This is a genomic window from Neolewinella aquimaris (assembly GCF_014197245.1).
GTDB classification, from domain to species: Bacteria; Bacteroidota; Bacteroidia; order Chitinophagales; family Saprospiraceae; genus Neolewinella; species Neolewinella aquimaris.
In genome coordinates this window covers 1-13,670 of record NZ_JACIFF010000013.1, presented here as the reverse complement: position 1 = coordinate 13,670, position 13,670 = coordinate 1, and the positions used below count along the sequence as shown (strand labels likewise).

The 13,670-nt window shown below is 43.1% G+C and carries 11 protein-coding genes; all 11 read right to left on the bottom strand.

Annotation, left to right across the window (positions count from 1 at the left end; genetic code table 11):
- Positions 1-145: 145 nt before the first annotated feature.
- Positions 146-895 (bottom strand): DUF4262 domain-containing protein, encoded by a 750-nt coding sequence (locus tag GGR28_RS18540; protein ID WP_183497329.1) that lies wholly within the window; start codon positions 893-895, stop codon positions 146-148.
- A gap of 35 nt (positions 896-930) precedes the next feature.
- Positions 931-1,359, bottom strand: a complete 429-nt coding sequence (locus GGR28_RS18535; RefSeq protein WP_183497328.1) for a DUF1493 family protein — start codon at positions 1,357-1,359, stop codon at positions 931-933.
- 987 nt (positions 1,360-2,346) lie between these two features.
- Positions 2,347-3,330, bottom strand: coding sequence for an SRPBCC family protein (locus GGR28_RS18530; protein ID WP_183497327.1), 984 nt, complete (start codon positions 3,328-3,330; stop codon positions 2,347-2,349).
- A gap of 179 nt (positions 3,331-3,509) precedes the next feature.
- Positions 3,510-4,781, bottom strand: a complete 1,272-nt coding sequence (locus GGR28_RS18525) for a HEPN domain-containing protein (protein WP_183497326.1) — start codon at positions 4,779-4,781, stop codon at positions 3,510-3,512.
- Between the two features lie 408 nt (positions 4,782-5,189).
- Positions 5,190-5,750, bottom strand: a complete 561-nt coding sequence (locus GGR28_RS18520) for a hypothetical protein (protein ID WP_183497325.1) — start codon at positions 5,748-5,750, stop codon at positions 5,190-5,192.
- Between the two features lie 2,329 nt (positions 5,751-8,079).
- Positions 8,080-9,153, bottom strand: coding sequence for a phosphoadenosine phosphosulfate reductase domain-containing protein (locus tag GGR28_RS18515; RefSeq protein WP_183497324.1), 1,074 nt, complete (start codon positions 9,151-9,153; stop codon positions 8,080-8,082).
- The gene (locus tag GGR28_RS18510) at positions 9,140-9,796 is read right to left on the bottom strand and encodes a hypothetical protein (RefSeq protein ID WP_183497323.1); all 657 of its coding nucleotides are present in this window, start codon (positions 9,794-9,796) and stop codon (positions 9,140-9,142) included. The genes GGR28_RS18515 and GGR28_RS18510 overlap by 14 nt, the downstream gene beginning before the upstream one ends.
- Positions 9,797-10,025: 229 nt before the next feature.
- Positions 10,026-10,655, bottom strand: coding sequence for a hypothetical protein (locus GGR28_RS18505; protein WP_183497322.1), 630 nt, complete (start codon positions 10,653-10,655; stop codon positions 10,026-10,028).
- A gap of 575 nt (positions 10,656-11,230) precedes the next feature.
- The gene (locus tag GGR28_RS18500) at positions 11,231-11,773 is read right to left on the bottom strand and encodes a helix-turn-helix domain-containing protein (protein ID WP_183497321.1); all 543 of its coding nucleotides are present in this window, start codon (positions 11,771-11,773) and stop codon (positions 11,231-11,233) included.
- Positions 11,760-12,239 (bottom strand): hypothetical protein, encoded by a 480-nt coding sequence (locus tag GGR28_RS18495; RefSeq protein WP_183497320.1) that lies wholly within the window; start codon positions 12,237-12,239, stop codon positions 11,760-11,762. Before GGR28_RS18495 ends, GGR28_RS18500 begins: the two co-directional genes overlap by 14 nt.
- Positions 12,240-12,864: 625 nt before the next feature.
- Positions 12,865-13,670 (bottom strand): toxin-antitoxin system YwqK family antitoxin (locus tag GGR28_RS18920; RefSeq protein ID WP_406603764.1); only part of this gene is annotated, 806 nt, incomplete at its 5' end.

The following is a 13,670-nucleotide window of genomic DNA, read 5'->3' as shown; positions in this document are numbered from 1 at the left end:
CGGGGGCGCCACCGCAGGCCGGCTTCCACCAGCCAACTTTTACGGATCAAGAGCTTCCCTTTTTAGCCGATAAAGCCTTATCGCCACCCGAAAGCCTTACCGCCGGCTTGACGATGGCGCAATGTTGGGCGATTTTTTTTTACTACTACTCCTCATCAATAAAAACTGCCCAGGGTTCATGCTCTGACCTTCGTTCTGCATATTGCCCTTTCTCAAGATGAATTAGATCATTAAGCGTGGAATCCTTATCGACTATTGATTTGATTGGTACTAACCTACCATCGCTAGCAGTGGGATTTTCCCCGTGATGAAACTGCCACTCTCCATCTAAATTATGATAGACTCTGAGTACTGCCTTACCGTCTACCACTGATTGAGTAGTATATACATACCAATCTGGCTTCTCTAAAAATTTGAAACATGGATCCCTGTTTAAAAGTGGCTGCATTCTATACCACCTTTCATCGAACTGTTCTTCCCAAGGGAAGTGTCCGCTTATATCTGGCCAGACTAACTGTAAACAAGGATAATCTATAGTTTTTCCATTGAACCAGTTGCAATATCCAAGATAGTCGCCATAATAGTCTTTTGCTACCTCTATAAAACGGACGGATTGTTTGTCAACCAGGTCTTTATAATCCCGATCTGGCTTAAAAACTTCTCCGTCCCTAATTTTATTTCCAACGTCATTAAGCATAGGGTGCATGACCTCAGGTTTCAGGCCAAAAATTATTATCTCGGGATGACCAAATGATTTGTAGAGTCCGATAGTCATTGCATGATCAGGCACATAGTTTGAATTGGTTAACCATCCTACGTGCCAACCATACTTTTCCACATCCGAAGTGATGCGTTCTTTCGCAAGGCGGTCGTGGTGAGAGTGTGTATCGTCCATATATAATTTTACTTGAATATCTAGATAATATCTGCTTACGAAGCGGTGGTTAATAGATTGCCTATGAGAATCAGGCTTGCTACAGTCAACACAAAATAAAATATAGTTCGATTAATAATCATGTCGCATCTCCTCAAATCTACCGCTTCTGATGGATAGTCCAAGTCCCACACTGCTTTTGTAGCAATACGAGCTAGATCGGCGACACTGAGCGGTATACGCTTGACTTGATTCTGGGGCGGTGGATATAACCATCCACCTGGATTGAATAATCCCTCTTCATCTACATGGTAGTACCATTTGTAACCATCCATATCGACATTGTACCTCTGAGCAAACTCAATGATAAAATCATGCCAGTCATCCCCACTCATTCGCGAAGAACGCCAAATATCTTGGTGGTCGTCCAGATTACCTCCACTGGTGAATTCAACTAGATTTATAATTTCGTCCTCTATTATCATAATTGGGTAAAAGAGTAATGGGTGATGGAACGCCCATGGTGTCCTTAGTACATGACTGGAGGACCGTTTTTTCGGCCGCCTAAAGCGGCTGTCGCCCAACGAGTGCGCCCACGTCAGGCCGGGGAAAGGTAGGAATCTTCATGCGGCTAACTCAACGTCCAAAAACGGAGCCTAACCCGCATTCCAGCACTGCATGGCCCGGCTTGTCGTGGGCGCGATGTTCGGCGCATATTCTTCTATGGCTTCAGCCACATAGCTTCTGTAAGCTCTCAGGCTGCTCTATAAGGACGTCGAATCTACTGTCTCCTCTTGGTCACTTCAACTTTACTGATCAGTAGATCCCGTAGCCTGACTCAATCCTTAATCTCTGCCGCGGCGATTCGTGACTTCATTGTACAGTGACACTTATCGCATGCGGGAGCGCTATAGTGGGGTAAACTGCCGTTGAAATCGGTTCGCTTAGATGCCTAGTTCTATTACTGTGGCTATCAATGGCTTTAGAGTAGGTATTTCACCTTGTTCCAACTTCAATCCGGTGAACTCCAGCCCCCATTCTCGCTGACTCCTGTAACGCCTACCCCGTGCGGGAGCTTTATAGTGGGGTAAACTGCCGTTGAAATCAGTTCGCTCAGCTGCGCTGACGGAATTATTTTTTCTTGTAGACATGCGGGTGATTTCCTCTACTAGGCCAAGAATGTCAGGCGGGAACGACCACACCCACAACGGGCCGCCTATAATGTAGTGGGTGCGGTTGCGCCGAACGGGGGCGCCCACGCAACCGGGGCATCAATAATACGAAGGAACCGACTCAACCTTACCAACGAGCGGGGGCGGCGCGGCGGCATGGACCGAAACCGACCGCAGGGAGCTTTCGGGCCATTGGCGCCGTGACAAACCTGCGGGCCTTCAGGCAACCAAACCAGCACTATCCTCCCCAGCCCCGGTTGACGTGGGCGCGATGTTCGGCGCATTTATTCTTCCTATGCTTTATTCAGAGCTTTTATCAATTCTAGAAATATTCTGTGCCCTGATTTTTTCTACCCTCAATATATTCTCTTGAATATCTTTCATAATCAGCTTCCCCCACCATCCAGCGTAGAAATTAAACGTCGTCGTCATCTTGAACCGGCTTGATAGATGCAACCTAAATGATTCGTCGTCTAACTTTTCGAGTTCGTATTTACCACTGAGCACATCAAAATATTTGCCACCAATCAACACGTGTTCATCTAATGTTGTAGACGGAATTTCTTGAGGATTTGCGTCGATAGTAAATTTCATTAACTCGTTATCTTTGTACTCAGTTACTGTCTCGTGAAAAACTAATCCATTTGTAAATATCGCTTTGCGATATGCACCAACTCCCTCGTAGTTTAGTTCGGCACTTACGGGCCTGGGAAACCCTAAAAATTCGGTTAGCCAACCTGTATCATCTGATTCCTTCAACTCAGTAACTCTTGTTACGTTATCCCAGATGGCATCTCTATCTGCTTTTATATCAATGTATGTGGGCACTTCAAATACTGCTGTGCGCCTTCCTAAATTGCTTTCTATAGGTGCTACCAAGAAGGGAAGGAAGACTAACAGCGATATATTAATCTTTTCATTTTTGCCTTTGAGTTTGTAGTGCCCTCCAATTAGTCCTCCCATTGAAGAAGTAAACATAAAGACCGGCAGAATCATTAACCAGCACGCCCATCCCTCAATAGCAATTGCTATGGTGAGGATTAAAAATAGTAGCAACGGCACCCAGGGAATAATCATTCTGTATGATAGGCTTCTGACTTTTTCCAAGGGTGATAAATAAACTGTCAAGGCACCTAATATAGTTGGCAGCAAAAACAGAAAAGTTATCGACATCACCTCAAATAGGTCATCCCAGCCATCGACCCCAAATAGCAATCGTAGCACAAGGGCATAAAGCGTCGGGACTATTACAACAAGTAGTATGCTCTTTACTTTTCTGTTCATTCTGTAGTTGTAAATGCTAGGTGGTTGCTACTTATTGCGCCGAACGAGTGCCTACCCGACGGCCGCCTCTACCAGAAAACACCATCGGTGGCGACTTTCGTTTCGGCCACTCCTAAAGCAAGGATAGCACCTAAAAGCTCAACCGGCGGCTGTACGTGGTAGGCGGTGTTCGGCGCATATTATTCATTTTCTTCCTTGCTTTTTGCAACAGCTTTTTGAATAGTATTTATAACTATTGATAAATCTTTTTTCATTTCTTGAATATGTTCGCTAACATCGGCATCAGAAGGACTGTGTACGATTGAATTTCTAAACTGACGAAGTCCATCAATTGCTCTTGCAGTGTCTTCAGATATTAGGCTCTCCTTCAGCATTCGATCTGTTAAACTTTTAATGCTCAAATATCCTCTATGCTCTTTCTTTAAGTTTTTTCGATCATAAGTATAGAGTATGTCTGTCAACTCTTGCCATTGCTTCAAATAACTACCTAAGTACTCGTTTATATTAATTATTGAATTTTCTATTATCTCATCTTTCTCTTGGTCTGTAAAAGATACTTTGTCAATTTTATTTATTGCATCCATAATTATTTTTGATAAATCGTTGTACAGCTCTTCACACCTATGTAGGTCAAATTGTGTGAACAAATTATTATGAGCGACCTTATGTCTAAGTTTTTCTAATTCTTCCCATTTTGCTTGAAATTTTCGGTCTTTAAAATCCACCTTAAAGTATTTGTCGTAATTACTTTTTATACTTTCTTTTAAATTTAAGATGGCACCACTATCAGTTTCGTCAAGCTGCATAATCGTCTGCACGATGTCAGATTTACTCACGCTACCAGCCGAAAGCGTGTATACTATTTTTCCTAGCTCTGCAAAGTCTATTAAATAAATTTTGTTATCAATAAACTTAGAGAAATCTTTTTCATTATTTTTTCTAAGTGTTGCTTTTCTTTGCATTGAATCATCCGCGATCAAATTCCACCAATTCACACCAAAGTTTAGCATAAAAAACTTTATGATATACCCTCTTAGCATTGATTCCAGCCTATTTATTTTCGGGTATAACTGATTTGCTATATCTGCTGAAACATCATCCTGCACAACAAAAATTTGATTGCCAAATTGATGTGAATTCAAAAATTCAAGTAGTTTTAACCTATAAGGTTCTATAAATTTAAACTCTGTCGACGTTGATGAAAGGTAGAATCTGAGAGTCTCGTCTGTATTATCGCTGCTTGGCTTGATGACATCGATCTCACAGTATAATACATTGTTGGTTATAACCTTTCCATTTTTTGATAGCTTGCCCTTTGGCCAGAGCTTAGAATTGGACAAGAGAAGGTTGGCCAGATTAGTAGCAGAATCCAAATATAGATCATCCTTTTTGGCTGAAACTATGATTTCAAAAAAGTATGTATAGGTAGATTTTCTGTCAGTTTTCTTCATGCAAGCTTGTGGATCTATTTGATTTAGCCCCATTAGTGGTTGTGTGAATTAATGTTCTGTAGGAGTAGTTGCGCCGAACGGGGGCGGCCACGCCGTGCCGGGAAGGACCCCAAGAATCTTTGGTTCAACTCAAGGTACATGGTCGAAGCCAACAGACGCTACCCTACCCGCCAACCCCGGCATGGACGTGGCCGCAATGTTGGCTGACGTCCTTTTATTTATGGAGCGATAGCGACTGTTTCTACGCGGTAGCTCTTCTAGAGTTGTGCAGGCAGCTCTCGCCCACTAGCTGCACCAGATATTGCAGGAGCTACAGCAATCTAATTCGTTTTATCTACCGAGGGCGTCAGTACGCCGCACCTATACCTATACCTGCGAACTAATTTTACGATGCACTCCAGTCTGCATTTACTTCACAAAAATTTCTTCTCCGTCTAGATTGAACCTGTACCTGTTGCCTTCAAAGTCAGTGGCTAATATGATGTTATTTTCAATTTTAAAGTCATCACTAACTCCATCTATCGTCGCGAAGATATCTTTCCCAATCTTCTGCCAGATTAGCTGTCCGTTACTAGCTAGTCGCGATATGCTGATTTCCCCATGAATGATATAGTCATCGTTGATTTCAAATATTTCAAAGCAGGTGATGCGATCAGCCTCTGTGACCCATAATAGTTTTAGACTTGGTAAAGAAAGTTTGAAAACCAAATTTGAACAGCAGATTGCGATCCCATCTTCATTGACAACTTGAGATTTTTCGTGGATGCACGTAGTCCCCTCTGTACCGGCAATTAAAGCCCCTCGAAGTCGTACATCATTTTTGTAGATGGCGATGCCAATTTGCACAGTTGGTTGTCCCTCACCAAAAATGTACTGGTGATCAAATAAAGTAACATTATCATGTGAACCTCTATGATATGAATTTTCAAGAGTTAGCTTGATTTCATATTCACCAATCTTGTGTATCATTTATCCAGTTTTGAGCTGTCGGTTTTCTTGTCCTGCGGGGTATGGATGTCAGCCAACGGGTGTGCAGACGTCAGCCCGGCTACCACCGACTAGCTCTATCAGCACCGAGACACATTAACCTCTCACTCCTTCTCCAAACAGAACCCTCCCGCACCCTCGCCGGGTTGGCGTATGCACGGTGTTGGCGGATGTGCTCCTTTTTATTAAATCTCTAGTCCTGGTCGATTGCTCAAGGCAACTGTAAAGGCACCTTCACCAGTATTGATTCTTATAAATAAATAATCCCTACCGCTCCACCTCTCGTCTGCAACGGTAGCGACCACGCTGCGGCAGCTATGGGTAAATCTGGAATGGGGTCACTATTAGGCACTGAAGGCAATCCGGTTACTAGCAAGGCTGGGTGGGGGTGGCTGGCATCTGCAAAAACCCCCGGGGAGGGGAATTTTTGCAGATTGACGCCAGCGCCACCCAGCCGGGCATCCTCGCCACTCAACAACCATCCGGCTGAAATTGATGGATGATGAATGGATGAAGTCGTCGGTGCGGCTGGCAATTTTATGAGTGGATGATTTTGATCTTTGTTACTGATCCTAGACTGACCGGAAGAAATAGATCCTTCCGTCCACCGAGTAGCTCAATCTGGTAGTTCGCTCAATGTGGACCACTAAATGGTGAGTGTCCTGAGCCGTGCGGTAGCATAATAAGTGTCCTGCGGGCTCAGGCCTCAACGGCAGCGTTCGTAACAAATAAATAATTCTCAATGGCTACCATCTAACTCAACGGTGAAAGGGCAAGCACGCCGGCTATCTTCCAGGTAGATAGTGGTGGTCCGTGCGGTAGCGTAATATCTGTGATGTCAGATCAGGCTCGAGCGGTAGCGTTCTCGTCAATTCGGTGATTCTAAGCGGCTACCGAGCGACTTGATGCTGAGGTAATCATCCTCTCGACCATCATCCGGGAAGCATTCGGCCCCTTGCGGTAGCGTAATTTCTTGGTTGCCGCTTTCATATATTTCGGCACTGCTGTGTCGTCTGGTATGATGGCATATCCGCCAACGGGTGTGCAGACGTCAGCCCGGCTACCACCGACTAGCTCTATCAGCACCGAGACACACCAAGCTCTCACTCCTTCTCCAAGCAGAACCCTCCCCCACCCTCGCCGGGTTGGCGTATGCACGGTGTTGGCGGATGTGCTTTTTATAATTAAATCTCTAGTCTTGGTCGATTGCTCAAGGTAATCGGAGAGGCACCTTCATCAGTATTGATTCTTACAAATAATCCCTGTCGCTCAACCCTCTCGTCTGAAACGCTGGCCGGCCACGCTGCGGCAGCTATGGGTAAATCTGGAATGAGGCCACCATTGAGCACTAAAGACAATCCGGTTACCAGCAAGGCTGGGTGGGGGTGGCTGGCATCTGCAAAAACCCCCGAGCAGGGGAATTTTTGCCGATTGACGCCAGCGCCAGCCAGCCGGGCATTCTCGCCACCCAACAACCATCCGGCTGAAATTGATGGATGATGATTGATGATGAATGGATAAAGTCGTTGGTGCGGCTGGCAATTTTATGAGTGGATGATTTCGATCTTTGTTACTGATCCTAGACTGATCGGAAGAAATAGATCCTTCCGTCCACCGAGTAGCTCAATCTAGGAGTTAGCTCAATGTGAACCCCTAATGGTGAGTGTCCTGAGCCGTGCGGTAGCATAATAAGTGTCCTGCGGGCTCAGGCCTCAACGGCAACGTTCGTAGCAAATAAATAATTCTCGACGGCGACCAAATAATTCTACGGTGAAAGAGTAAGCACGGCGGCCATCATCCAGGTAGAAAGAGTTGTCCGTACGGTAGCGTAATAAGTGTCCTGCGTGCTCAGGCATCAACGGCAGCGTTCGTAACAAATAAATAATTCTCAACGGCCACCATCTAACTCAACGGTGAAAGGGTAAGCACAGCCGCCATCTTCCAGGTAGAACGTGGTGGTCGGTGCGGTAGCGTAATACCGGTGATGCGGGTCTTGGTTTGGGCGGTAGCGTTCTTATCAATCACTGATTCTAGCCGGCTACTGGACGACTCAATGCTGACATAGCTATCCTTTTGGCCATCATCCGGGCGAGTTTGCTGATCCTTGCAGTAGCGTAATTTATTGGTTGCCGTTTCTCTCATTTTTCGGTGATGCTGAGTGGTCTGGTATGATGGCATATCCGCCAACGAGGGCGCCACCGCAGGCCGGCTACCACCAGACAGCATCCGGACCTCGAGTAACTTTCAGATAGCTTATAGAGGCTTCATCGACACCCAACAGCCTCGTCGCCGGCTTGACGATGGCGCAATGTTAGTGGCATTTTTCTATGTGTAGATATGACATTGAATTTTTATCTTTTTTCCAAAGCTCTTGAATGAGATCAATCTCTGCCTGAGTTATCAATTTAATTTTCGATACGTTCTGCGCTTCCAACAACTTTTCCAAAATTATTTCTCTTGCAGATAAAGTCAGTGGACCAAGACCTGGCTGGAGGTTTCGTCGTTTTTTACATCGAAACTTAGGATTATCTCTCGCGAGATACAACCAATTCCTAAATTTTAGCAGAGGTCTTAAATTTTCGTAACCTTGCTCGATGAGTAAAGTCACAGCTGAATCTTGACGTACCACTGTACATGTCCAACAACCAAATCTACCTTTTCCACATGCGCTTCCTTTTGGATCTTTTATGACTGGGCATTCTGCGCCAGCAGATCGGTAGAGTTCTCCTAACACCTGATAGTCTATACTTTGTGGAAATTTACTGTGCTTGAGTGTTTCCCACACATCTCTAGTTGAATAGTCTATTATAGGACTAAAGATAGACACATTAGAATTCCCTACTTGCTTATATCTGTATATACCATCTGTTGAGTGTTTAGTTATTGTACGGTCTCTTTCTATACTTTCTCCTTTTCTTACTCCTAATAATACTGTAACATTAGTGTCATCAGGAATCATTTGCTTAATAGGGTTTATTCTCAATCTATCGGTACACCATCTAAATTTATTTGTTGGGCTTGGGTAACCGCGGCCAATTACCTTGACGAAGAAGGTATCTTCCAACTTTGGCTTAGCAACCTTGATTTGAACATTAATATTAAATAATTTACATTCTTCAGTAAGATTATTGAATACAGTATATACATATTCATTAACCAAAGGAATTTCAACTCCCGTATCGCAATAAACTATTGTAACTGTTTTGTCAGATCGAGTTCGTCTTAAAGATTCTAGCACCAAAGCCAAGACTGTAGAACTATCTTTTCCTCCACTGTACCCTATAATCCAATCTCTAGGATCTGCTAATAATTCTTCTGAGATTACTTGTATACTAAATTCATTTTTTTCTGATATTGGATTAAGGCATTTTTCACAAAATTTCATTCAGCTTGATTGTAAGTTCATTCTTCATGTGTTGACCGATGTAGTCTAATTGCTTGTCACCTGCTTCTATGTGAGAATTTGTGATGACAGGAAGCGTTATTAGGCATAAAAGGGCTATGAGTGACGGGAAATAGGACCAAAGTACGAAATCACTATTGAGTGTCACTAAACCATAGGTAAATACTACTCCGAATACAACTAGCGATATAACTGCGAGATCCATTATTGAAGTCCAAACCAGACCATTTAATCTTACTGTATTTGATCGAGTTGTAAGAGAATTGTCGTTATCTATGAGTTGGTAGAATACATTCATAACTTTTTTTACGTTTTTAATATCCGCAAAATATAATGAATCGTATTTTCGGCCAGCGAAAGTTAATAGTCGGTGGATAATGTGTCTTTGGACAACAGGTAGATACATATCCCAGACCGCAAACCTTACTTTGAAAATCATATAGATAGCTCCTATAATAGACGCTATTATCACATACGTGGAATATACAATTGTTCTCTCATCACCAATCGAATTTTCGATAATTTTATAGCTGGTAAGCAAAGTTTTGTCGAGAGCAAATACATAGAGCAAGACTACTACGCCAGGAATGAATAATCTATACGATTGTTGTTGACTTTGGGTCATTATGTGTTCTTTATTGCCACTAACGGGTGCGCCCACGCAGCCGGGGCTCCATCACTAGAACCGACCAGCTTTCAGTAAACGAATGAGGGGGCGGGTCGGCGGCATGGGCCAAAACCGACCATCGGGAGCTTTTGGACCATTGGCGACGACACGACCCCGGATACCCAATAGAAATCACTAGCTTTCAACTACCAGCCCCGGTTGACGTTGGGCGCGGTGTTCGGCGAATTCATTCTTTATTTTTGTGGACACTCCAAAAATATGTTAGATCCTCTTTTATATCTGTAATATCTGATCTCATTAAAACTATCTGATTTGGCTTATTCGACTTTAAACCTGACAAATCTAAAGATAGAATTTTATTTTCTGCAATGATGATTAAATAGGAATTAATCATTCCAACATCTGAGCCCGAAAATTCCTTGATAAATATGTCTTTAATATCTTCCCATTTTACGGCACGCCACCCACTTAGCTTCAAGCCTTGATTATCAATATATAGTTTTCTAATAGCTTCATCTCCTGTCCATTTTACAATTGCGCTCCCAAGAAACACAAAACCAACGATAGCCAGTATGGGGCCTGCAATATAAAAATCCTCAATTAAATCAGGGATTAAAAAATTTCCAAATACAAATCCTAGACAAAGGAATGCAAGCAGCAAAGCGCCAACAGTATCTAATACTTTCATAAATTTCCCTTGAGTGTATTCAACTGACTGCTGCACACTGTAAGTATTGCTAAACTGGAGTTTCGAAGATGTCAACCTGTATGTAATAGAGCCGGGATCATTGCTTAGATATTTTTTTTGAGCAGATGGTATATATGATTTAATGTCCAACTTATTATAAACTTCCATAAAAACACATTATATATGTTTTGGCGTGTTATGAATATTGCTCGACTTGCCCACACCAGTAATGTTCGACAATAGTTAAAAACAAGCAGTTATTGATCATTCAGTACTTTCTTCTATTTTATTGTGGAAGTAGAATCCAAGATGCGAAAGACAATGAAGCGATTAAAAATACTTCAATCATCCATATGGTACGAGTGCATGTATCTGGTAGTTCTGATACTATAACTTGTTCTAAAGGTACAACAAGTAAGCTAATGACGCTTAATAGAATTGCCGCGATAGAATATACCCCTCCCATGAACATGCTAGTCTGATCTATAGCTAAGTACAACAGATAACAAGACATCGGCACGGTAATAACTCCAATCAATAAAATAGGCGTTAATTTCATCTGCTCCGACCTATTTGAGTTATTGTAGATTCATGAATGATTTTACGTTCACTAGATTTAATAGAGATTAGTCCTTCATCAGTATGTGCCGGCTAATGCCGGCTGTTTCGCCGAACGGGGGCAGCCACGACGTGCGCATAAGCGCATGGACGTGGCTGCAGTGTTGGGCGAATTTTAATTCTTTCTAAGCTCTTATCTGTATTGAGTTTGTAACCCTTTGCGATTCTGACATTCTCTTTTCTAAATCAGTAATTATCTTATATTCCAGTTCTTTCGAGTGCAGGCGCCACCAGTAGTGCGCGGGCAACTCCCCTTTACTGTGCTCACCTAATCTATACATCAGTTCAATGCTAGGGCTATCTTTTCCGTTGATTAACCGGCTTAACTTAGTATGGTGAACATCTAAGTCATTTGCGAAATCCTTATTACTACGACCAATTATTTTGGAGTATTCTCTTAATTGATTTGAGAAGCTAAATACTTCATCATATTTGGCTGAATCAAAATAGTCCAAAATCCGATATTTTATACGCATAAGGTTACCGAAGAGCCTTTCTGCATCGGTCATCTCCTTTAACTTCTTCATCCTTAATTCTCGAAACTCTTTGTCTGCAAGTACTTGTTCAGCATCACTTAAACTATCATCGTTGAATACATAACTATCAACAATTTCATCATCGGACAATTGCTTGCTCAACTGCTTGTAAATATTTTCACTCTTCTTCATCGTGCAGGTATTTTTTAATTAACTGATTGGAAGAATCACCGTCAACTGCTAGCAATCTTCCATATTGATCGAATCCATATTTCTCTTTGTATAGAGGTATAAGTCTAGTCTTCGGCTTTAACGAAACAAATCCAAAATAATTCCGATCGAAGGAAATTTTGCAAGCAACAGCTATTAGGCAGCCTGCTATATTATCAATCTTCTTAGTTTGGCCAATATTCGTCTTGCCAACCTCTAACAGATTCAGATGAATCCTTAGCTCATCTGGATAGTCGATTATAGACAACAGACCTAATATGTTATCACTTTGGTCTCTAAGATAGATTTTGAAGACTTCGTTCTCAACCTCTTCATTCCAATCGAAACTGAATTCATCCGATTCGCTGATCAGTTTATAGTCTGCTTCGACCACTCTTGAAACAATCGATCTGAGAGTCTTTCCTGATTTCTTATCTTTCAATGCCATAGTCAATGAACTGTAGCAAAGATACGAAAGTTTACGATTAATTGCAACTGTTATCGGAATACATCAACTGTAGTCCATGTTTCGCCCAACGCATACGCCTACGCAGCCGGGGCTGGCACCGACCGAAGCGACCATCACCACCTTTCCCACCCACGAGGGGGCGGCGCGGCGGCATGGGCCAAAACCGACCAGAGCGTAGCGCCGGGAGCTTTTGGGCCATTGGCGACGTGCCGGCACCGGGCACCCTAGCACCCACCAACTTCACCTCCACCCTGCCCCGGTTGACGTAGGCGTGATGTTGGGCGATTCTGCTCTTCCTGCCGCCAGACAATACCTACCATTCTTTTTGATAGCGCGAGATGGTTACTGTCTCTACGCGGCAGCTAGGAAGAACGGTTTGCTGACTTTGCTTTTCGCATTCTGAATGATTGAAGTAGATCACCAATGTACCTGGCTACTTAGTCATTGGCTATCTTATTGTCCATACAGTCAACTGGTTGCGTTCCTTAAAGCGCCTTCATCGTCAGGCCTAGCTTGACGGTGCCTGATTACTCTATTCAATCACCCTTCCTAAGCTATCATTCATTTTAAACGGCCTCGATAAACGCGCCATTAACTATAGTGTCTAATAAATTATTGAATCTACCAACTCGTTATTGGCAAATACGTATTTAATTTTTAATCTCCCATCTATTTTGTATACGTATCCGGTGTCAACTAAGGAGCCGTCGCGGTACACAAAGATTTCTTTAACTTTCCCGTTCTCATACCACATAGAATCAACACCGTTAGGGACGCCCCCGGAAAAACTCGTCTTGCTCTTCAGCGTACAATTTGGATAGTAGCTCTCTGATATACCTTCATATAATCCGTTCTGGTACCGGACTCTATCCTTTGTACAACCGCTCTCATAAAATACTGTGCTGGTGCCAGACCGTCTACCATTGCTATCGAAGTACTCGTACGACTTAGGTTGTTGGCTAGAGTAGTATGTCTCTCTTTTCCGAAGATTCTGTTTGCTATATTCACCCTCAAACACCAACAGTACATAGTCCTGCTCTCCGTTCGTATACTGAATGGACATAATGTCTTGTTCCGCTATTGTAGCCTTGAAATCAGTCTTCCTCTGTATGGAATCTGGAATTGACATAAAAAAGCTACTCGCGTCTTGACGTGTTGGTAGATTCTGAACGGTACGTCCACCATTCTCATCGCAAGTAGCAGTCAGTATGAAAATGCTCAATACAAGTATTCTGAATTTATGCATTGTAGACCGATAACCTCTAACCTCTGATGATTTCTCCTTTCGTGCCGCCTTTAATGGCGGCATGTCGCCCAACGGGAGCGCCCACGTCAGGCCGGGGAAGGGGCAAGAATCTTTAGTCGGCCCACCCGACAGGAAGGCGGGCGGGGGATGGGAGCATTCGCCAA